We start from the raw sequence: 19,490 nt of genomic DNA, 5'->3' as shown, positions 1-19,490 counted from the left end.
TCTTTCGTACCGGAGCCGCCATGATCCTGCTTATTGATAACTACGATTCTTTCACCTGGAACCTCTACCAGTACTTTTGTGAACTGGGGGCCGACGTGTTGGTTAAGCGCAACGATGCGTTGACGCTGGCGGATATCGACGCCCTGAAACCGCAAAAAATTGTCATCTCACCCGGCCCCTGTACGCCAGATGAAGCCGGGATCTCCCTTGACGTTATTCGTCACTATGCCGGACGCTTGCCGATTCTTGGTGTCTGCCTCGGTCATCAGGCAATGGCGCAGGCATTTGGCGGCAAAGTTGTGCGCGCCGCAAAGGTGATGCACGGCAAAACCTCGCCGATCACACATAACGGTGATGGCGTATTTAAGGGGCTGGCAGATCCACTCACCGTGACACGCTACCATTCGCTGGTGGTGGAGCCTGACTCATTACCGGAGTGCTTTGAAGTGACGGCCTGGAGCGAAACCCGCGAGATTATGGGGATTCGCCATCGCCAGTGGGATCTGGAAGGTGTGCAGTTCCATCCAGAAAGTATTCTCAGCGAACAAGGACATCAACTGCTGGCTAATTTCCTGGAACGCTGATTTCTGATTGCCATTCAGTGATTTTTTATGCATATTTTGTGATTATAATTTCACATTGAGTTATGCGTAACAGGGTGATCATGAGATGGCAATTGAACAAACAGCAATTACACGCGCGACTTTCGATGAAGTGATCCTGCCGATTTATGCTCCGGCAGAGTTTATTCCGGTAAAAGGTCTGGGCAGCAGAATCTGGGATCAGCAAGGCAAGGAGTATGTCGATTTCGCGGGTGGCATTGCAGTTACGGCGTTGGGCCATTGCCATCCTGCGCTGGTGAACGCGTTAAAAACCCAGGGCGAAACTCTGTGGCATATCAGTAACGTTTTTACCAATGAACCGGCGCTGCGTCTTGGTCGTAAACTGATTGAGGCAACGTTTGCCGAACGCGTGGTGTTTATGAACTCCGGCACGGAAGCTAACGAAACAGCCTTTAAACTGGCACGCCATTACGCCTGTGTGCGTCATAGCCCGTTCAAAACCAAAATTATCGCCTTCCATAACGCTTTTCATGGTCGTTCGCTGTTTACCGTCTCGGTGGGCGGGCAGCCAAAATATTCCGACGGCTTTGGGCCAAAACCGGCAGACATCATCCACGTTCCCTTTAATGATCTCCACGCAGTGAAAGCGGTGATGGATGATCATACCTGTGCGGTGGTGGTTGAACCGATTCAGGGCGAGGGCGGCGTGACGGCTGCGATGCCAGAGTTTTTGCAGGGCTTGCGCGAACTCTGTGATGAGCATCAGGCATTATTGGTGTTTGATGAAGTGCAGTGCGGGATGGGGCGGACCGGAGATCTGTTTGCTTACATGCATTACGGCGTGACGCCGGATATTCTGACCTCCGCCAAAGCGTTAGGCGGCGGCTTCCCGATTAGCGCCATGCTGACTACGGCGGAGATTGCTTCTGCGTTTCATCCTGGTTCTCACGGTTCCACCTACGGCGGTAATCCACTGGCCTGTGCAGTAGCTGGCGCGGCGTTTGATATCATCAATACTCCTGAAGTGCTGGAAGGCATTCACGCGAAACGCCAGCGTTTTGTGGACCATTTGCAGAAGATCGATCAGCAGTACGATGTGTTTAGCGATATTCGCGGTATGGGGCTGTTGATTGGCGCAGAGCTGAAACCACAGTACAAAGGTCGGGCGCGTGATTTCCTGTATGCGGGTGCCGAGGCAGGCGTAATGGTGCTGAATGCCGGGCCTGATGTGATGCGTTTTGCGCCGTCGCTGGTGGTGGAAGATGCGGATATCGATGAAGGGATGCATCGTTTCGCCCACGCGGTGGCGAAGGTGATTGGGGCGTAAATAAGACGCGTCAGCGTCGCATCAGGCAAAAGATGTCGGATGCGGCGTGAACGCCTTATCCGACCTACGATTTGCTCCAGGCAATGAATATATTACGCCTTCGAATCCCGTAACTTCCGACTCAACCAAATCCCATGATGCGGTCGCTGCCGCCATGCCATCGACGAAATGGTGTGCATGGTGTTCAGATGACCAATAACCCGCTGTAAATGCTGCTCCAGCGTGCCTGCTGCACCTTCGTGCGGCTGCATCTCCGGCGCATCCATAATATTGGCATCGCCAGAACTACCTGGTTCGTCATATTCCAGTCGCTGCTGACAACGCTGAATGGCGATTTCACAAGACTGCAAATATTCTTGCGCCAGTTCAGGTGGCAATGCCCGGTGTTCCCGTGCCAGCGTGGTCATGGCATTGATATGCTCAACAATAAACTGACTGTGCGTTACCCACAGTTTCATATCTGCCAGATAATGGCTGTTGAATGCCGGTTCCTGCATCGCCTGATTCAATGAGTTATACAGAGTGTTATGCGCCTGATTCACCCGCATTCGCTGCCAGGCCAGTGGCGTTGGTTGCGGATCCTCGCTCAGAATCAAACGAATCGCTTCCTGATAGGCTTCTAAAGCGTCATGGGCGTTCTTACGCAATAAGCCACTCTGCCACTGCGGCCACAGCCAGACAGTTCCGCCGAAAGCAATCAAACAACCAATAATGGTGTCGATAAGACGCGGAAGGATGTACTGCTCGCCGTTCAACCACAATAGTTGCAGGGTATACACCGCAGTAATGGTAAAACCGACCGTCGCCCAGCCGTAGTTTTTGCGTAATATCAGGTAGCTGGCGAGGGTGGTAATCAGCATCAAGGTCAGGGTGTAACCTTCGGGAATTTTAAAGTGCAGGGCAACGCCCGCAATGATTAACCCGACCACGGTTCCCACGGAGCGATTCACAATCCTCAGACGGGTTGCGCCATAGCCATTTTGCGTCACCAGCAATACCGTCATCAGGATCCAGTACGACTTCGGTAGATGCAGTGCGGTGCCCATCAGGCTGGCAACGCTTAACATCACACTGAGTCGTCCGGCATTGCGTAGCGCCGGAGACTTTAGTGACAGATAACTTTTCAGCGCCGGAAGTAACGGCATTCGCCGCTGTTTATCGGCCAGTAAGTCACGGGCATAGAGCGGTTTTTGGGTGCGCAGCACGCGGGCGATGCGGCTGAAGTGCCAATAGCAGAATTGCCCAACAGGATTATCCGGATGCTGGCGGGCGATTTTTTCCAGTGCGCCAATTTGTTTTTCCATCGTAAAGCGCGTCGGCAGGCGATGGTAAAGAATGTCATCAGCCAGCACGCGCAGGCGAGTGGCGACAGTTTGCGCATTCCAGCGGATAACTTCTTCCGCATGGCTACGCTCGACCAGCTTTTGCACCTCTTCCGGTTGATGCAAGCTGACCGAAATATGTTCCTGTAAATCCAGCGCCTCCTGGAAAATACGCAGCATCCGCTTGTAATCGGTATTATTTTGCGCGGAAAGCATATGCATTTGCTGATAGCACTGGGTAATTAAATCGACCGCTTTTTGCTGGCGCACCAGCAGCGGCGGCAGCGCTTTTTCAGGGTCGGTGTGCTGGGTAAGCAGGCTGTATTTAGCTTCGCAATAATCTGCCAGTTCACGGTACAGCAGACTTAGTGACTCGCGTAGCGGTTGTTCGCGCCAGAGCCAGAACCAAAACCAGTTAAACAGTCCGTACCACAACGTGCCCAGCGCATAGATCAGCAACGGTTCCCAGACAGGCATGTATCCCGCCAGACTGAGGGTAAAAATGGCGGCGAGTAGTGATGCGGGAAGCAATTTTGCGTGCAATGGCCCCAGCTCAGCAGTGACGCCAAGTACCAGTGTTAATCCGGTCAGCAAAAAGGGCAGGGGAACATCTTTTGCCAGTAACAGCTGCGTCAGCAAGCTACAGGTGGCAAACAGCGACGCACCAATGATTAAGCGTTTGAAAAAACGTTTATGAGGCGTATCAAGGCCCGCAATATTGCAACAAGCAGGAACGAGGGAGAAGAGCAGACCGAATCGTAATTCGCCAAGCATTAACCCAACGGCCACGGGCAAACATAGCACCAGCGTTTGTCGAAGTGCATAGTTGATATCGGGGTGATAAATCAGTCTGCGCCACATCGGGGGAAACAAAATGGCGCGCTACTCAGTAACGCGCCACTCCGACGGGATTAACGAGTGCCGTAAACGACGATGGTTTTACCGTGTGCGGAGATCAGGTTCTGATCTTCCAGCATCTTCAGAATGCGTCCCACGGTTTCACGAGAACAGCCGACAATCTGACCAATTTCCTGACGGGTAATTTTGATTTGCATACCGTCCGGGTGAGTCATAGCATCCGGTTGTTTTGCCAGGTTCAGCAGAGTCTGTGCAATGCGGCCCGTCACGTCGAGGAACGCCAGGTTGCCCACTTTCTCTGAAGTGACTTGCAGACGACGCGCCATCTGTGCAGACAGACGCATCAGAATGTCCGGGTTTACCTGAATCAATTGGCGAAATTTTTTGTACGAAATTTCAGCCACTTCACAGGCGGTTTTCGCACGTACCCATGCGCTACGTTCCTGGCCCTCTTCAAACAGGCCCAGTTCGCCAATAAAATCACCCTGATTCAGATAGGAGAGGATCATTTCTTTACCCTCTTCGTCTTTGATCAGCACTGCCACAGAGCCTTTAACGATGTAGTACAGCGTTTCCGCTTTTTCACCCTGGTGAATAAGCGTGCTCTTGGATGGGTACTTATGAATGTGGCAATGAGACAAGAACCATTCGAGAGTCGGGTCTGTTTGCGGTTTGCCAAGCACCATGCGCGGTTATCCTCTGTTATAAGCTTTCTCCAGAGCCAGATAACGCCGCTGTCTCTGGATTGCCGAAATATGCTTCCCGCTACCTGGGAAGGGGCTATCAACTGTACTGCACGGTAATGTGACGTCCTTTGCATACATGCAGTACATCAATGTATTACTGTAGCATCCTGACTGTTTTAGCATAGCTTTCGCTTTGTGTCTCCTGGTGTCTCGCTTCAGCATGACCCAGGTCGCCTTCCGTTGCGCGATTTGGTTAGTACGCGTACTCTGTCAGGAAAATTGACGCAGTGGAGTAGCAAAAATGCAAGCGCGAGTGAAGTGGGTCGAAGGGTTAACTTTTCTGGGCGAATCCGCCTCTGGTCACCAGATTTTAATGGACGGCAACTCAGGCGATAAAGCGCCAAGTCCGATGGAAATGGTGTTGATGGCGGCGGGGGGCTGTAGCGCCATCGATGTGGTTTCTATCCTGCAAAAGGGGCGTCAGGATGTGGTCGATTGTGAAGTAAAATTGACCTCTGAACGCCGCGAAGAGGCACCACGCCTGTTTACGCACATTAATCTGCATTTTATCGTCACCGGTCGCGACCTGAAAGACGCAGCGGTTTCGCGTGCGGTAGATCTCTCTGCCGAGAAATATTGTTCAGTGGCGTTGATGCTGGAAAAAGCGGTGAATATTACTCACTCGTATGAAGTGGTTGCCGCGTGATTTGATGTCAGGAGTACGATGCCGGATAATTGTTTATCCGGCATATTAGCAGAGTTACTCGATTTTCTTTCCTTCCATCAATCGTTGCACCAGTGGCAGCATAATTAACTCCATTGCCAGACCCATTTTACCGCCCGGCACCACTAATGTATTGATGTGGGAAATGAATGAGCCCTGCAACATCGCCAGCAGCCAGGGGAAATCGATCCCTTCCAGATTACGAAAATGGATCACCACAAAGCTTTCATCCAGCGACGGGATAGCTTTTGCCGCGAACGGGTTTGAGGTGTCAACGGTGGGGACGCGCTGGAAGTTAAGATGGGTGCGGGAAAACTGCGGTGTGATGTAGTTGATATAGTCTTCCATTGAGCGCACTACTGAGTCCATCACTGCTTCTCGTGAGTGCCCGCGCTCGCTGGTGTCGCGGATCAGTTTTTGAATCCACTCAAGGTTAACGATAGGCACCACGCCAACCAGTAAATCCACATGCTGCGCAACGTTATGATGTGGCGTGACGACGCCACCGTGTAGCCCTTCATAAAACAGTACATCAGTGGGTTCCGGTAAAGGTTGCCATGGGGTGAATGTTCCCGGCACCTGATTCCACGGTACGGCTTCGTCGTACGTATGCAGATATTTGCGTGATTTTCCTTTGCCGCTCTGACCGTATTCAATGAAGGTTTGTTCCAGCAGGCCGAAGTCGTTCGCTTCGGGGCCAAAGTAGCTGATATGCCGCCCGGCATCACGCGCCTTGCGGATCGCCATGTCCATTTCCGGGCGCGTGTAACGGTGAAAACTGTCGCCTTCCACCTCAGCTGCATGCAGATTTAACTGCGCGAATATTTTACGAAACGCGAGACTGGTGGTGGTGGTCCCCGCGCCGCTGGATCCTGTTACCGCAATGACCGGATGTTTGGCAGACATAGTAACTCCATGACTTAGCTATCATTATTATCTCGTCCGCCGACGGCTGCAGGTTATTCGCGAAACTGACTGCGCGGCATGATATTGACCGTTTCGTGCAGCTCCGACCATACCAGCACCGCTTCTCCGCACTGTAGCTGGCGTTTGACGTCGGCGACTTTCTGTTCAAGTGTACGCTCATGTTCACCATAATCGGTGCCTTCGCGTAACACAAAACTTTCAATTAAATTTTCCAGCGTTTCGGGGGAGAGTTCTTGCCACGGAATCAACATGATTTCGCCTCCAGATACGTTGTTAACCAGTCAGGAATGCGTGACTCCAGCCACATTTGCGGATGAAATAATGTACCGCCAAGAAAGCCAACATGACCACCATGTTCAGTCAGTTGATACTCCACCTGCGGGGGGAGATTTTCCGGTTTCGGGATCACCTGATGATCCATAAACGGATCGTCTTTGGCGTGAATAATCAGTGTCGGTTTGGCGATCTGGTTCAGCATCGGCATGGCGCTACACTGACGATAATAGTCGATAGCGTCAGCGTAGCCGTGAATTCTGGCGGTGATCAGATCGTCAAATTCACGGATGCGACGTACCGATTTTAACTGTGCGAGATTAATCGGCAGCGTACCGGGATAGGCTGCCAGTTTGCGCGCAGCATTGGCTTTTAACAGGTTCAGCAAGTAACGCTGATAAACGCGGGAAAAGCCCTTTTCCATATGATAACTACAGGCTTCCAGCATAAATGGCGCGGAGACAATTACCGCTGCATCAATCGAGAGGTTATTACCTTCTTTTGCCAGCAAACAGGCGAGCATATTACCGCCGAGCGAATAGCCGACGGCAGCCGTTGGCGCATGTCCAAATTCGCGCTGCAGCCAGCGTAAAAACCAGCTGGCGTCTTCAGTTTCGCCCGAATGGTAAATGCGGTGCATACGGTTTGGTTCACCGCTGCATCCGCGAAAATGCATCACCACGCCCAGCCAGCCGCGTTTTTGCGCCGCCTCGACCAGACCGTGGGCGTAAGGGCTATTGAGGCTGCCCTCCAGCCCGTGAAACACCACTAAACGCGGTTTCTGTTTCGCCTGGGCAGGGTCTTCACTCCATGCGAGATCGACAAAATCGCCGTCGGGCAACTCCAGTCGCTGCCAGTGCGGGGTGAATTTCACCTTGCGACGAAACAGACGCGGCAGCATGGTTTGCAGATGACAATTGCTAAAGCCGCGCATAGGGGTGAATTCAGCACTGCTGCTGAATTCATTGGCATCGGTCGTCGTTATCTGCGCCATCAGTTGCTTTGGCCTTCCAGCAGCATCTGCTCAAGCTGCTCCTGGGCTTCCAGCCACGCCATTTCGCACTCTTCCAGCCCGGATTTGGCGCTGGCTTGCTGTTGCAGGCAGGCGGTCAACTCCGCTTTACGGCTTTGATCGTACAGTTCGCTGTCGCCGAGTTTCTCTTCCGCCTGCGCCAGTTGCGCGTTCAGCTTCTCCATCTCTTTTTCCAGACGGGCGATTTCTTTACGCAGTGGCTGGGTTTGCGCACGCAGCTCCGCTTCCCGACGCTTCTGGTCTTTACGTGCCTGGGCGCTGTTCGCGTTCTCTTTTGGCGCGTCGTCGGTCTGGTTTTCCTGCTTTTGAACGTCGCTCAACCACTGTTGATAATCTTCCAGATCGCCGTCGAACGGTTCGACTTTACGATCGTGAACCAGATAGAGATCGTCAGTGGTGGAACGCAACAAATGGCGGTCGTGCGAAACGACAACCAATGCGCCTTCAAACTCGATCAACGCTTCAGTCAGTGCCTGGCGCATGTCGAGGTCAAGGTGGTTAGTCGGTTCGTCGAGCAGCAGTAGATTCGGACGCTGCCAGACGATTAATGCCAGCACCAGGCGGGCTTTTTCCCCACCGGAGAAACGGCGCGTTTCTTCCGTCACTTTATCGCCCTGGAAACCAAAGCCGCCGAGGTAATCACGCAGTTTTTGTTCTAGTTCCTGCGGTGCTAAACGTGCCAGATGTTGAATAGGCGATTCGTCGGCGCGTAGATATTCCAGTTGATGCTGGGCGAAGTAACCGAGTTTGATCCCTTTCGCCAGGCCAATTTCACCGCTGACAGGCGCAAGTTCTCCGGCTAACAGTTTGATCAATGTCGATTTACCCGCGCCGTTGCGGCCTAACAGACCAATGCGCGAACCCGGCACCAGATTCAGTTTAATCGAGTCGAGAATAATGCGATCGCCATAACCTGCGCTGACCTTTTCCATTTTCAACAACGGATTAGGCAGGCTTTCCGGCGCGCGGAAGCTAAAGCGGAACGGGTTGTCGACGTGCGCGGGGGCAATCAGCTCCATACGCTCGAGCATCTTAATACGGCTCTGGGCCTGCTTCGCTTTGGTGGCTTTGGCACGGAAACGGTCGATATAACTTTGCAGATGTGCCACGCGCTCTTGCTGGCTTTCATACATCGCCTGTTGCTGCGCCAGACGGGTGGCGCGCTGTACTTCAAACGAGCTGTAGTTGCCGGTGTACTCGAACATGTTTTGCTGTTCGATATGAATAATTTTATCAACAATCGGATCGAGGAAGTCGCGGTCGTGGGAGATCAGGATCAGCGTGCCCTGATAGCTCTTCAGCCATTTTTCCAGCCAGATAACAGCATCGAGATCGAGGTGGTTAGTTGGTTCGTCGAGCAGCAGCAAGTCTGAACGGCAAATCAGCGCCTGGGCGAGGTTGAGACGCATACGCCAGCCACCGGAGAAATCACTTACCGGGCGCTCCAGTTGTTCATTGCTGAAACCGAGGCCGTGCAGCAGGCTGGCGGCGCGGGAGCGAATACTCCATGCGTCAATAGCATCCAGCTTGCCATGAATGGTCGCAATGGCGTGCCCGTCGTTACGTTCGTTGGCGTCGTGTAGCTGCGCTTCCAGTTGACGATATTCACGGTCGCCGTCAATGACATATTCCAGCGCCGCTTGCGGTAGCGCTGGTGTTTCCTGATTCACCCACGCCAGTTGCCAGCTTCCTGGAAAGGTGTAGCTGCCGCCGTCGGCGCTGATTTCATTTTTCAGCAATGCCAGCAGGGTAGATTTACCACAGCCGTTTTTACCCACCAGGCCAACTTTCTGCCCGGGGTTGATGGTGGCGGTGGCATTATCCAGCAGGACGCGCACGCCGCGACGAATTTGTAACGAGGAGAAAACAATCATAAGGCGCCGTATGTTCAGACTATGTTAACTTATCATTATGATAATGTAATGTATGGGCGAGCTGCCGCACCGGGCGCAATGGTAGCCCAAAACAGCGACTATACACAAAAACCATACCGGGAGGGGGATGATGTCTCAGCCAGCGAAAGTTTTGCTGCTGTATGCCCATCCGGAATCTCAGGACTCGGTGGCAAACCGGGTACTGCTTAAACCGGCCACGCAGCTCAGCAATGTTACCGTGCACGACCTTTATGCACACTATCCCGATTTTTTTATTGATATCCCCCGTGAGCAGGCATTACTGCGCGAGCACGAGGTGATTGTCTTTCAGCACCCTCTTTATACCTATAGCTGCCCGGCGCTACTGAAAGAGTGGCTGGACCGGGTATTAAGCCGTGGTTTTGCCAGCGGGCCGGGAGGAAACCAACTGGCGGGAAAGTACTGGCGTAGCGTGATTACCACCGGCGAGCCGGAAAGTGCTTACCGTTATGACGCATTGAATCGCTACCCGATGAGCGATGTTCTGCGCCCCTTTGAGCTGGCGGCGGGCATGTGCCGGATGCATTGGTTAAGTCCCATCATTATTTACTGGGCGAGACGGCAAAGCGCACAGGAGCTGGCGAGTCACGCCAGAGCCTACGGTGACTGGCTGGCAAATCCGCTGTCTCCAGGAGGCTGCTGATGGAAGGTTCCGATTTTTTACTCGCAGGAGTGCTGTTTCTCTTCGCGGCGGTGGCTGCGGTGCCGTTGGCATCGCGGCTGGGTATTGGCGCGGTGTTGGGATATTTGCTGGCAGGGATTGCAATTGGCCCGTGGGGGCTAGGGTTTATTAGCGACGTCGATGAGATCCTCCACTTTTCGGAACTCGGCGTGGTATTCCTGATGTTTATCATCGGCCTTGAGTTGAATCCCTCCAAGCTTTGGCAACTGCGCCGTTCGATTTTTGGCGTAGGCGCGGCACAGGTGCTGTTAAGCGCGGCGTTGCTGGCGGGATTATTGATGCTGACGGATTTCGCCTGGCAGGCGGCGGTGGTCGGTGGCATTGGCCTTGCGATGTCTTCAACTGCAATGGCGTTGCAATTGATGCGTGAGAAAGGGATGAATCGCAGCGAATCCGGCCAGTTAGGTTTCTCGGTACTGCTGTTTCAGGATCTGGCGGTGATCCCGGCACTGGCGTTAGTACCGCTGCTGGCGGGATCGGCAGATGAACATTTTGACTGGATGAAGATCGGCATGAAGGTGCTGGCGTTTGTCGGCATGCTGATTGGGGGGCGCTATTTACTGCGTCCGGTATTCCGTTTTATTGCTGCTTCTGGCGTGCGGGAAGTGTTCACTGCCGCGACGCTGTTGCTGGTGTTGGGTTCCGCATTGTTTATGGATGCGCTGGGGTTGTCGATGGCGCTCGGTACGTTTATTGCGGGCGTGCTGCTGGCGGAAAGTGAATATCGCCATGAACTGGAAACGGCTATCGATCCCTTCAAAGGCTTGCTGCTCGGACTGTTTTTTATCTCTGTCGGCATGTCGCTCAACCTCGGGGTGCTTTATACCCATCTGTTGTGGGTAGTGATAAGCGTGGTTGTGCTGGTGGCGGTGAAAATTCTCGTGCTGTATTTGCTGGCGCGGCTGTATGGCGTGCGTAGCTCAGAGCGGATGCAGTTTGCTGGCGTGTTGAGTCAGGGCGGTGAGTTTGCCTTTGTCCTCTTTTCTACCGCTTCTTCACAACGCTTATTCCAGGGCGACCAGATGGCGCTATTGCTGGTGACGGTGACGCTTTCCATGATGACCACGCCGCTGCTGATGAAGCTGGTGGATAAATGGCTATCCCGCCAGTTTAACGGACCGGAAGAAGAAGACGAAAAACCGTGGGTCAACGATGATAAACCCCAGGTCATAGTCGTGGGCTTCGGACGTTTTGGGCAGGTGATTGGTCGTTTGTTGATGGCCAATAAAATGCGCATTACCGTGCTGGAGCGGGATATCAGTGCTGTTAACCTGATGCGCAAATATGGCTACAAAGTTTATTACGGCGACGCCACGCAGGTAGATCTTTTACGTTCTGCGGGTGCAGAGGCCGCAGAGTCAATCGTCATTACCTGTAACGAACCGGAAGACACCATGAAGCTGGTGGAAATATGCCAGCAGCACTTCCCGCATTTGCATATTCTTGCGCGAGCGCGCGGACGTGTGGAAGCGCATGAGTTATTACAGGCCGGGGTGACGCAGTTTTCCCGTGAAACATTCTCCAGTGCGTTAGAGCTGGGGCGCAAGACGTTGGTTACGCTTGGGATGCATCCGCATCAGGCACAGCGGGCGCAACTGCATTTTCGCCGCCTGGATATGCGGATGTTGCGGGAGCTCATACCGATGCATGCCGATACCGTACAAATTTCTCGCGCCAGGGAAGCCCGACGCGAACTGGAAGAGATCTTCCAGCGTGAAATGCAACAAGAACGACGCCAGCTGGATGGCTGGGATGAATTTGAGTAGAGGATAACGATGGCAATCCGAAAACGTTTTATTGCGGGCGCAAAATGCCCGGCCTGTCAGGCGCAGGATTCAATGGCGATGTGGCGCGAAAATAATATTGATATTGTTGAATGTGTTAAGTGCGGACATCAAATGCGAGAAGCAGACAAAGAAGCCCGCGATCACGTTCGCAAAGATGAGCAAGTGATCGGGATTTTTCATCCGGACTAGCGATATGCGCCGAGATTTTTTAAGCTAGTGAGTACACGGCTGCAGAATTCCGCTACAATCTGCGCCACTATTCTTCCCATGCTCAGGAGATATCATGAAAGTAGCAAAAGACCTGGTGGTCAGCCTGGCCTATCAGGTACGTACAGAAGACGGTGTGTTGGTTGATGAGTCTCCGGTGAGTGCGCCGCTGGACTACCTGCATGGTCACGGTTCCCTGATCTCTGGCCTGGAAACGGCGCTGGAAGGTCACGAAGTTGGCGACAAATTTGATGTCGCTGTTGGCGCGAACGACGCTTATGGTCAATACGACGAAAACCTGGTGCAGCGCGTTCCTAAAGATGTATTTATGGGCGTTGATGAACTGCAGGTTGGTATGCGTTTCCTGGCTGAAACCGACCAGGGTCCGGTACCGGTTGAAATCACTGCGGTTGAAGACGATCACGTCGTGGTTGATGGTAACCACATGCTGGCCGGTCAGAACCTGAAATTCAACGTTGAAGTTGTGGCGATTCGCGAAGCGACTGAAGAAGAGCTGGCTCATGGCCACGTTCACGGTGCGCACGATCATCACCACGATCACGACCACGACGGTTGCTGCGGTGGTCATGGCCACGATCACGGTCATGAGCACGGTGGCGAAGGCTGCTGTGGCGGTAAAGGTAACGGCGGTTGCGGTTGCCACTAATACCGAAAAAGTGACAAAAAAGCGGGGAATCCCCGCTTTTTTTACGCCTCAATAATGTGGCGGTGGCGTTTCTTCAGCCTGCGACGCGATGTTCGACGGCTGGCTGGCTTTTAGCTTCTCGGTCAGCAGACGCAGATGATCGCGCAGTTTCGCCATCTCCATTTCATGAGCGGTCACCGTGACGTTCAGTTCTTCAATGGTGATTTCCTGAAAAGCCAGTCGGCTCTCCAGCTCTGCCAGGCGTGCTTCCAATGATAAATCCTGCATGATTCACCTCTTTTGTCGAATGGTCGCCGCGGATTTTACTTAACTTTGCTGCCCGAGACAGCACTCATTTCGCGGTCATCGAAACTAATTTAAACAAAAAGAGTCTGAAAATAGATGATAATAGGGCGTGTCTGTATGTAGATTTGTTCGACAACGCTTTATAGTACCCTTCTGATAATAGTTAACCCTGGGGTGAGATGCCCCGATCCTGGAGATATGGATGAAATCACTGTTTAAAGTAACGCTGCTGGCGACCACAATGGCCGTTGCCCTGCATGCACCGATCACTTTTGCTGCTGAAGCTGCAAAACCTGCTACAACTGCTGACAGCAAAGCAGCGTTCAAAAATGACGATCAGAAATCAGCTTATGCACTGGGTGCTTCGCTGGGTCGTTACATGGAAAACTCTCTTAAAGAACAAGAAAAACTGGGCATCAAACTGGATAAAGATCAGCTGATCGCGGGTGTTCAGGATGCATTTGCTGATAAGAGCAAACTCTCCGACCAAGAGATCGAACAGACACTGCAAGCATTCGAAGCTCGCGTGAAGTCTTCTGCTCAGGCGAAGATGGAAAAAGACGCGGCAGATAACGAAGCGAAAGGTAAAGAGTACCGCGAGAAATTTGCCAAAGAGAAAGGTGTGAAAACCTCTTCAACTGGTCTGGTTTATCAGGTAGTAGAAGCCGGTAAAGGCGAAGCACCGAAAGACAGCGATACTGTTGTCGTGAACTACAAGGGTACGCTGATCGACGGTAAAGAGTTCGACAACTCTTACACCCGTGGTGAACCGCTCTCTTTCCGTCTGGACGGTGTTATTCCGGGTTGGACAGAAGGTCTGAAGAACATCAAGAAAGGCGGTAAGATCAAACTGGTTATTCCACCAGAACTGGCTTACGGCAAAGCGGGTGTTCCGGGGATCCCACCGAATTCTACCCTGGTGTTTGACGTAGAGCTGCTGGATGTGAAACCAGCGCCGAAGGCTGATGCAAAGCCGGAAGCTGATGCGAAAGCCGCAGATTCTGCTAAAAAATAAGCATTAAGAACCGCCGCCTGACCAGGCGGCGGTTTTTTTTATTACAGGCCGGATATAATTAGTGCTGGAAAGCGGAACCTCCGCTGTATTAATTTAGTTACCCGCATCATTAATGAGCCTGCCCTGAAAAGTTAACGACAGGCTCCTGAAAAGGAGTGTTTTTTTTCATGTCCAGGTCGCTTTTAACCAACGAAACCAGTGAGTTGGATTTACTGGATCAACGTCCTTTCGACCAGACCGATTTTGATATTCTGAAATCCTACGAAGCGGTGGTGGACGGGTTAGCGATGCTTATTGGCTCCCACTGTGAAATCGTTTTGCACTCTTTGCAGGATCTAAAATGTTCAGCCATTCGCATTGCTAACGGTGAACATACAGGCCGGAAGATTGGTTCGCCAATTACCGACCTGGCGCTACGTATGCTGCACGATATGACGGGAGCGGATAGCAGCGTTTCTAAATGCTACTTTACTCGCGCCAAAAGCGGCGTATTAATGAAGTCCCTGACTATCGCGATTCGTAACCGCGAACAGCGTGTAATTGGTCTGCTGTGCATCAATATGAATCTTGATGTTCCCTTCTCGCAGATTATGAGCACTTTTGTGCCGCCAGAAACCCCGGATGTCGGTTCAAGCGTCAACTTTGCCTCTTCTGTTGAAGATCTGGTTACCCAAACGCTGGAGTTCACCATCGAAGAAGTGAATGCCGATCGCAATGTTTCTAATAACGCCAAAAATCGTCAGATCGTGCTGAATCTCTACGAGAAAGGGATCTTCGATATTAAAGATGCGATCAACCAGGTTGCTGACCGTCTGAACATCTCCAAACATACTGTCTATCTCTACATCCGCCAGTTCAAGAGCGGTGATTTCCAGGGGCAAGATAAGTAATGCGTTTTGCCATCGTGGTGACCGGACCAGCATACGGTACGCAACAGGCGAGTAGTGCTTTTCAGTTTGCGCAGGCGCTGATAGCAGAAGGCCATGAACTAAGCAGCGTCTTTTTCTATCGGGAAGGGGTCTATAACGCTAACCAATTGACCTCACCGGCAAGCGACGAATTTGACCTTGTGCGTGGTTGGCAACAGTTGAATACGCAACATGGTGTGGCGCTGAATATCTGCGTAGCGGCAGCATTACGCCGTGGTGTTGTTGATGAAACGGAGGCCGGAAGACTGGGGCTGGCTTCGTCAAACCTTCAGCCGGGATTTACCTTAAGTGGACTTGGCGCGCTGGCGGAAGCCTCGCTGACCTGTGACAGGGTGGTACAGTTCTGATGAAACGAATTGCGTTTGTTTTTTCTACTGCGCCTCATGGTACCGCTGCAGGCCGGGAAGGTTTAGATGCTTTACTGGCAACTTCCGCATTAACTGACGATCTGGCTGTCTTCTTTATTGCTGATGGCGTTTTTCAGCTGTTGCCAGGACAAAAGCCCGATGCAGTGCTGGCGCGTGATTACATTGCCACTTTTAAATTGTTGGGTCTGTACGACATTGAACAGTGCTGGGTTTGTGCGGCTTCACTGCGCGAACGCGGGTTAGATCCGCAGACCCCCTTTGTTGTCGAAGCCACGCCGCTCGAAGCAGATGCCTTACGCCGCGAACTCGCCAACTACGATGTTATTTTGAGGTTTTGAGGCGTTTATGCTGCACACATTACATCGTTCACCCTGGCTGACGGATTTTGCTGCGCTGTTGCGTCTACTCAGTGAAGGCGACGAACTGCTATTATTGCAAGATGGTGTAACTGCCGCAGTTGACGGTAACCGCTACCTTGAAAGTCTGCGTAATGCCCCCATTAAGGTCTATGCCCTGAACGAAGACCTTATTGCCCGCGGTTTGACTGGTCAAATTTCTAACGACATCATTCCCATTGACTATACTGATTTCGTCAGACTTACGGTTAAGCACTCCAGCCAGATGGCCTGGTGATGGCGGGATCGTTGTATATTTCTTGACACCTTTTCGGCATCGCCCTAAAATTCGGCGTCCTCATATTGTGTGAGGACGTTTTATTACGTGTTTACGAAGCAAAAGCTAAAACCAGGAGCTATTTAATGGCAACAGTTAACCAGCTGGTACGCAAACCACGTGCTCGCAAAGTTGCGAAAAGCAACGTGCCTGCGCTGGAAGCATGCCCGCAAAAACGTGGCGTATGTACTCGTGTATATACTACCACTCCTAAAAAACCGAACTCCGCGCTGCGTAAAGTATGCCGTGTTCGTCTGACTAACGGTTTCGAAGTGACTTCCTACATCGGTGGTGAAGGTCACAACCTGCAGGAGCACTCCGTGATCCTGATCCGTGGTGGTCGTGTTAAAGACCTCCCGGGTGTTCGTTACCACACCGTACGTGGTGCGCTTGACTGCTCCGGCGTTAAAGACCGTAAGCAGGCTCGTTCCAAGTATGGCGTGAAGCGTCCTAAGGCTTAATGGTTCTCCGTTAAGTAAGGCCAAACGTTTTAACTTAAATGTCAAACTAAACTCGTAGAGTTTTGGACAATCCTGAATTAACAACGGAGTATTTCCATGCCACGTCGTCGCGTCATTGGTCAGCGTAAAATTCTGCCGGATCCGAAGTTCGGATCAGAACTGCTGGCTAAATTTGTAAATATCCTGATGGTAGATGGTAAAAAATCTACTGCCGAATCTATCGTATACAGCGCGCTGGAGACCCTGGCTCAGCGTTCTGGTAAATCTGAACTGGAAGCATTCGAAGTAGCTCTCGAAAACGTGCGCCCGACTGTAGAAGTTAAGTCTCGCCGCGTTGGTGGTTCTACTTATCAGGTACCAGTTGAAGTCCGTCCGGTTCGTCGTAATGCTCTGGCAATGCGTTGGATCGTTGAAGCTGCTCGTAAACGCGGTGATAAATCCATGGCTCTGCGCCTGGCGAACGAACTTTCTGATGCTGCAGAAAACAAAGGTACTGCAGTTAAGAAACGTGAAGACGTTCACCGTATGGCCGAAGCCAACAAGGCGTTCGCACACTACCGTTGGTAATCCCTTCGGAGTTTTAGTCACCAGGCGGGCGCTTCCAGTAAGCAGCCCGCTTTGGGCTACTTAAATTGAACGCCTAAAAGATAAACGAGGAAACAAATGGCTCGTACAACACCCATCGCACGCTACCGTAACATCGGTATCAGTGCGCACATCGACGCCGGTAAAACCACTACTACCGAACGTATTCTGTTCTACACCGGTGTAAACCATAAAATCGGTGAAGTTCATGACGGCGCTGCAACCATGGACTGGATGGAGCAGGAGCAGGAACGTGGTATTACCATCACTTCCGCTGCGACTACTGCATTCTGGTCTGGTATGGCTAAGCAGTATGAGCCGCATCGCATCAACATCATCGACACCCCGGGGCACGTTGACTTCACAATCGAAGTAGAACGTTCCATGCGTGTTCTCGATGGTGCGGTAATGGTTTACTGCGCAGTTGGTGGTGTTCAGCCGCAGTCTGAAACCGTATGGCGTCAGGCAAACAAATATAAAGTTCCGCGCATTGCGTTCGTTAACAAAATGGACCGCATGGGTGCGAACTTCCTGAAAGTTGTTAACCAGATCAAAACCCGTCTGGGCGCGAACCCGGTTCCGCTGCAGCTGGCGATTGGTGCTGAAGAACATTTCACCGGTGTTGTTGACCTGGTGAAAATGAAAGCTATCAACTGGAACGATGCTGACCAGGGCGTAACCTTCGAATACGAAGATATCCCGGCAGACATGGTTGAACTGGCTAACGAATGGCACCAGAACCTGATCGAATCCGCAGCTGAAGCTTCTGAAGAGCTGATGGAAAAATACCTGGGTGGTGAAGAACTGACTGAAGAAGAGATTAAAGGTGCTCTGCGTCAGCGCGTTCTGAACAACGAAATCATCCTGGTAACCTGTGGTTCTGCGTTCAAGAACAAAGGTGTTCAGGCGATGCTGGATGCGGTAATTGATTACCTGCCATCCCCGGTTGACGTACCTGCGATCAACGGTATCCTGGACGACGGTAAAGATACTCCGGCTGAACGTCACGCAAGTGATGACGAGCCGTTCTCTGCTCTGGCGTTCAAAATCGCTACCGACCCGTTTGTTGGTAACCTGACCTTCTTCCGTGTTTACTCCGGTGTGGTTAACTCTGGTGATACCGTACTGAACTCCGTGAAAGCTGCACGTGAGCGTTTCGGTCGTATCGTTCAGATGCACGCTAACAAACGTGAAGAGATCAAAGAAGTTCGCGCGGGCGACATCGCTGCTGCTATCGGTCTGAAAGACGTAACCACTGGTGACACCCTGTGTGACCCGGATGCGCCGATCATTCTGGAACGTATGGAATTCCCTGAGCCGGTAATCTCCATCGCAGTTGAACCGAAAACCAAAGCTGACCAGGAAAAAATGGGTCTGGCTCTGGGCCGTCTGGCTAAAGAAGACCCGTCTTTCCGTGTATGGACTGACGAAGAATCTAACCAGACCATCATCGCGGGTATGGGCGAACTGCACCTCGACATCATCGTTGACCGTATGAAGCGTGAATTCAACGTTGAAGCGAACGTAGGTAAACCGCAGGTTGCTTACCGTGAAACTATCCGCCAGAAAGTTACCGATGTTGAAGGTAAACACGCGAAACAGTCTGGTGGTCGTGGTCAGTATGGTCATGTTGTTATCGACATGTACCCGCTGGAGCCGGGTTCAAACCCGAAAGGCTACGAGTTCATCAACGACATTAAAGGTGGTGTAATCCCTGGCGAATACATCCCGGCCGTTGATAAAGGTATCCAGGAACAGCTGAAAGCAGGTCCGCTGGCAGGCTACCCGGTAGTAGACATGGGTATTCGTCTGCACTTCGGTTCTTACCATGACGTTGACTCCTCTGAACTGGCGTTTAAACTGGCTGCTTCTATCGCCTTTAAAGAAGGCTTTAAGAAAGCGAAACCAGTTCTGCTTGAGCCGATCATGAAGGTTGAAGTAGAAACTCCGGAAGAGAACACCGGTGACGTTATCGGTGACTTGAGCCGTCGTCGTGGTATGCTCAAAGGTCAGGAATCTGAAGTTACTGGCGTTAAGATCCACGCTGAAGTACCGCTGTCTGAAATGTTCGGATATGCAACTCAGCTGCGTTCTCTGACCAAAGGTCGTGCATCATACACCATGGAATTCCTGAAGTATGATGAAGCGCCGAGTAACGTTGCTCAGGCCGTAATTGAAGCCCGTGGTAAATAAGCCTAAGGGTTAA

Annotated in this window: 22 protein-coding genes; 15 read left to right on the top strand and 7 right to left on the bottom strand. The window is 52.0% G+C overall.

From position 1 onward, the window contains the following. The first annotated feature begins 20 nt into the window (after positions 1 to 20). Positions 21 to 584 carry an aminodeoxychorismate synthase component 2 gene (gene pabA / locus QUE34_RS20365; protein ID WP_032303901.1) on the top strand — a complete coding sequence of 188 codons (564 nt, stop codon included), beginning with the start codon at positions 21 to 23 and terminating at the stop codon, positions 582 to 584. A gap of 85 nt (positions 585 to 669) precedes the next feature. Next, positions 670 to 1,890: a bifunctional acetylornithine/succinyldiaminopimelate transaminase gene (gene argD, locus QUE34_RS20360; RefSeq protein ID WP_032303900.1), complete on the top strand. Its 1,221-nt coding sequence runs from the start codon at positions 670 to 672 to the stop codon at positions 1,888 to 1,890. A gap of 92 nt (positions 1,891 to 1,982) precedes the next feature. Here the strand turns inward: argD and QUE34_RS20355 are convergent, their stop codons facing one another. Both QUE34_RS20355 and crp read right to left on the bottom strand, forming a co-directional pair. Further along, positions 1,983 to 4,073 carry a YccS/YhfK family putative transporter gene (locus QUE34_RS20355; protein WP_002431759.1) on the bottom strand — a complete coding sequence of 697 codons (2,091 nt, stop codon included), beginning with the start codon at positions 4,071 to 4,073 and terminating at the stop codon, positions 1,983 to 1,985. Positions 4,074 to 4,123: 50 nt separating this feature from the next. Next, on the bottom strand, positions 4,124 to 4,756 hold the full coding sequence (gene crp, locus QUE34_RS20350) for a cAMP-activated global transcriptional regulator CRP (RefSeq protein WP_000242755.1): 633 nt from the start codon (positions 4,754 to 4,756) through the stop codon (positions 4,124 to 4,126). A 301-nt stretch (positions 4,757 to 5,057) separates the two neighbouring features. Here crp and QUE34_RS20345 point away from each other — a divergent pair, with 301 nt between their 5' ends. After that, the gene (locus QUE34_RS20345) at positions 5,058 to 5,462 is read left to right on the top strand and encodes an OsmC family protein (protein ID WP_001148911.1); all 405 of its coding nucleotides are present in this window, start codon (positions 5,058 to 5,060) and stop codon (positions 5,460 to 5,462) included. 54 nt (positions 5,463 to 5,516) lie between these two features. Here QUE34_RS20345 and QUE34_RS20340 read toward each other — a convergent pair whose 3' ends face one another. The 4 genes from QUE34_RS20340 to QUE34_RS20325 are packed head-to-tail and all read right to left on the bottom strand — an operon-like array spanning position 5,517 to position 9,587. Continuing rightward, a complete protein-coding gene (locus QUE34_RS20340) occupies positions 5,517 to 6,386 on the bottom strand; it encodes a phosphoribulokinase (RefSeq protein WP_032185285.1) in 870 nt (289 codons plus the stop codon). Positions 6,387 to 6,439: 53 nt separating this feature from the next. After that, entirely contained in the window at positions 6,440 to 6,658 is a 219-nt protein-coding gene (locus QUE34_RS20335; protein WP_000907089.1) for a YheU family protein, read from the bottom strand. Then, positions 6,652 to 7,674: a hydrolase gene (locus QUE34_RS20330; protein WP_032303898.1), complete on the bottom strand. Its 1,023-nt coding sequence runs from the start codon at positions 7,672 to 7,674 to the stop codon at positions 6,652 to 6,654. Before QUE34_RS20330 ends, QUE34_RS20335 begins: the two co-directional genes overlap by 7 nt. Beyond that, positions 7,674 to 9,587: an ABC transporter ATP-binding protein gene (locus tag QUE34_RS20325; RefSeq protein ID WP_000634783.1), complete on the bottom strand. Its 1,914-nt coding sequence runs from the start codon at positions 9,585 to 9,587 to the stop codon at positions 7,674 to 7,676. The genes QUE34_RS20330 and QUE34_RS20325 overlap by 1 nt, the downstream gene beginning before the upstream one ends. A gap of 130 nt (positions 9,588 to 9,717) precedes the next feature. Between QUE34_RS20325 and kefG the strand changes: the two genes are divergently transcribed. The 4 genes from kefG (at position 9,718) to slyD (ending at position 12,969) form a co-directional block, all read left to right on the top strand. After that, positions 9,718 to 10,269, top strand: a complete 552-nt coding sequence (gene kefG / locus QUE34_RS20320) for a glutathione-regulated potassium-efflux system ancillary protein KefG (protein WP_000081823.1) — start codon at positions 9,718 to 9,720, stop codon at positions 10,267 to 10,269. Continuing rightward, complete coding sequence (gene kefB, locus QUE34_RS20315; RefSeq protein ID WP_000399122.1) at positions 10,269 to 12,074, top strand: glutathione-regulated potassium-efflux system protein KefB; 1,806 nt, start codon at positions 10,269 to 10,271, stop codon at positions 12,072 to 12,074. Before kefG ends, kefB begins: the two co-directional genes overlap by 1 nt. A gap of 9 nt (positions 12,075 to 12,083) precedes the next feature. Further along, the gene (locus tag QUE34_RS20310; protein ID WP_001007730.1) at positions 12,084 to 12,284 is read left to right on the top strand and encodes a YheV family putative zinc ribbon protein; all 201 of its coding nucleotides are present in this window, start codon (positions 12,084 to 12,086) and stop codon (positions 12,282 to 12,284) included. A gap of 94 nt (positions 12,285 to 12,378) precedes the next feature. Further along, on the top strand, positions 12,379 to 12,969 hold the full coding sequence (slyD, locus tag QUE34_RS20305; RefSeq protein WP_000861334.1) for a peptidylprolyl isomerase: 591 nt from the start codon (positions 12,379 to 12,381) through the stop codon (positions 12,967 to 12,969). Between the two features lie 48 nt (positions 12,970 to 13,017). Here the strand turns inward: slyD and QUE34_RS20300 are convergent, their stop codons facing one another. After that, a complete protein-coding gene (locus QUE34_RS20300; protein WP_001153615.1) occupies positions 13,018 to 13,236 on the bottom strand; it encodes a protein SlyX in 219 nt (72 codons plus the stop codon). A gap of 220 nt (positions 13,237 to 13,456) precedes the next feature. On the opposite strand from QUE34_RS20300, the gene fkpA reads away from it, so the two are divergent. From fkpA to fusA, 8 genes are all read left to right on the top strand, one after another. After that, complete coding sequence (fkpA, locus tag QUE34_RS20295) at positions 13,457 to 14,269, top strand: FKBP-type peptidyl-prolyl cis-trans isomerase (protein WP_000838261.1); 813 nt, start codon at positions 13,457 to 13,459, stop codon at positions 14,267 to 14,269. Between the two features lie 167 nt (positions 14,270 to 14,436). Further along, a complete protein-coding gene (locus tag QUE34_RS20290) occupies positions 14,437 to 15,159 on the top strand; it encodes a helix-turn-helix transcriptional regulator (RefSeq protein ID WP_000091466.1) in 723 nt (240 codons plus the stop codon). Further along, positions 15,159 to 15,545 (top strand): sulfurtransferase complex subunit TusD, encoded by a 387-nt coding sequence (gene tusD, locus QUE34_RS20285; RefSeq protein ID WP_001209697.1) that lies wholly within the window; start codon positions 15,159 to 15,161, stop codon positions 15,543 to 15,545. Before QUE34_RS20290 ends, tusD begins: the two co-directional genes overlap by 1 nt. Next, complete coding sequence (tusC, locus tag QUE34_RS20280; protein ID WP_000820714.1) at positions 15,545 to 15,904, top strand: sulfurtransferase complex subunit TusC; 360 nt, start codon at positions 15,545 to 15,547, stop codon at positions 15,902 to 15,904. Before tusD ends, tusC begins: the two co-directional genes overlap by 1 nt. A gap of 7 nt (positions 15,905 to 15,911) precedes the next feature. Then, on the top strand, positions 15,912 to 16,199 hold the full coding sequence (gene tusB / locus QUE34_RS20275) for a sulfurtransferase complex subunit TusB (protein ID WP_000903377.1): 288 nt from the start codon (positions 15,912 to 15,914) through the stop codon (positions 16,197 to 16,199). 125 nt (positions 16,200 to 16,324) lie between these two features. Then, a complete protein-coding gene (rpsL, locus tag QUE34_RS20270) occupies positions 16,325 to 16,699 on the top strand; it encodes a 30S ribosomal protein S12 (RefSeq protein ID WP_000246815.1) in 375 nt (124 codons plus the stop codon). Positions 16,700 to 16,795: 96 nt separating this feature from the next. Then, complete coding sequence (gene rpsG / locus QUE34_RS20265) at positions 16,796 to 17,266, top strand: 30S ribosomal protein S7 (protein WP_001138043.1); 471 nt, start codon at positions 16,796 to 16,798, stop codon at positions 17,264 to 17,266. A 96-nt stretch (positions 17,267 to 17,362) separates the two neighbouring features. Further along, positions 17,363 to 19,477: an elongation factor G gene (gene fusA, locus QUE34_RS20260; RefSeq protein ID WP_000124703.1), complete on the top strand. Its 2,115-nt coding sequence runs from the start codon at positions 17,363 to 17,365 to the stop codon at positions 19,475 to 19,477. Positions 19,478 to 19,490 lie beyond the last annotated feature (13 nt).

This window comes from Escherichia sp. KS167_9B (assembly GCF_030295215.1).
In the GTDB taxonomy this organism is placed as follows: domain Bacteria; phylum Pseudomonadota; class Gammaproteobacteria; order Enterobacterales; family Enterobacteriaceae; genus Escherichia; species Escherichia coli_F.
Note: the sequence above shows the minus strand (reverse complement) of the source record. Positions and strands in the feature narration are given on the sequence as shown.

Coding starts and splice junctions, on each gene's coding strand:
- tusD (WP_001209697.1), top strand. CDS start 15,159: ATGCGTTTTGCCATCGTGGTGACCGGACCAGCATACGGTACGCAACAG.
- crp (WP_000242755.1), bottom strand. CDS start 4,756: ATGGTGCTTGGCAAACCGCAAACAGACCCGACTCTCGAATGGTTCTTG.
- QUE34_RS20345 (WP_001148911.1), top strand. CDS start 5,058: ATGCAAGCGCGAGTGAAGTGGGTCGAAGGGTTAACTTTTCTGGGCGAA.
- QUE34_RS20310 (WP_001007730.1), top strand. CDS start 12,084: ATGGCAATCCGAAAACGTTTTATTGCGGGCGCAAAATGCCCGGCCTGT.
- slyD (WP_000861334.1), top strand. CDS start 12,379: ATGAAAGTAGCAAAAGACCTGGTGGTCAGCCTGGCCTATCAGGTACGT.
- fkpA (WP_000838261.1), top strand. CDS start 13,457: ATGAAATCACTGTTTAAAGTAACGCTGCTGGCGACCACAATGGCCGTT.
- QUE34_RS20325 (WP_000634783.1), bottom strand. CDS start 9,587: ATGATTGTTTTCTCCTCGTTACAAATTCGTCGCGGCGTGCGCGTCCTG.
- pabA (WP_032303901.1), top strand. CDS start 21: ATGATCCTGCTTATTGATAACTACGATTCTTTCACCTGGAACCTCTAC.
- argD (WP_032303900.1), top strand. CDS start 670: ATGGCAATTGAACAAACAGCAATTACACGCGCGACTTTCGATGAAGTG.
- QUE34_RS20355 (WP_002431759.1), bottom strand. CDS start 4,073: ATGTGGCGCAGACTGATTTATCACCCCGATATCAACTATGCACTTCGA.
- tusC (WP_000820714.1), top strand. CDS start 15,545: ATGAAACGAATTGCGTTTGTTTTTTCTACTGCGCCTCATGGTACCGCT.
- rpsG (WP_001138043.1), top strand. CDS start 16,796: ATGCCACGTCGTCGCGTCATTGGTCAGCGTAAAATTCTGCCGGATCCG.
- fusA (WP_000124703.1), top strand. CDS start 17,363: ATGGCTCGTACAACACCCATCGCACGCTACCGTAACATCGGTATCAGT.
- kefB (WP_000399122.1), top strand. CDS start 10,269: ATGGAAGGTTCCGATTTTTTACTCGCAGGAGTGCTGTTTCTCTTCGCG.
- kefG (WP_000081823.1), top strand. CDS start 9,718: ATGTCTCAGCCAGCGAAAGTTTTGCTGCTGTATGCCCATCCGGAATCT.
- QUE34_RS20300 (WP_001153615.1), bottom strand. CDS start 13,236: ATGCAGGATTTATCATTGGAAGCACGCCTGGCAGAGCTGGAGAGCCGA.
- tusB (WP_000903377.1), top strand. CDS start 15,912: ATGCTGCACACATTACATCGTTCACCCTGGCTGACGGATTTTGCTGCG.
- QUE34_RS20290 (WP_000091466.1), top strand. CDS start 14,437: ATGTCCAGGTCGCTTTTAACCAACGAAACCAGTGAGTTGGATTTACTG.
- QUE34_RS20335 (WP_000907089.1), bottom strand. CDS start 6,658: ATGTTGATTCCGTGGCAAGAACTCTCCCCCGAAACGCTGGAAAATTTA.
- QUE34_RS20340 (WP_032185285.1), bottom strand. CDS start 6,386: ATGTCTGCCAAACATCCGGTCATTGCGGTAACAGGATCCAGCGGCGCG.
- rpsL (WP_000246815.1), top strand. CDS start 16,325: ATGGCAACAGTTAACCAGCTGGTACGCAAACCACGTGCTCGCAAAGTT.
- QUE34_RS20330 (WP_032303898.1), bottom strand. CDS start 7,674: ATGGCGCAGATAACGACGACCGATGCCAATGAATTCAGCAGCAGTGCT.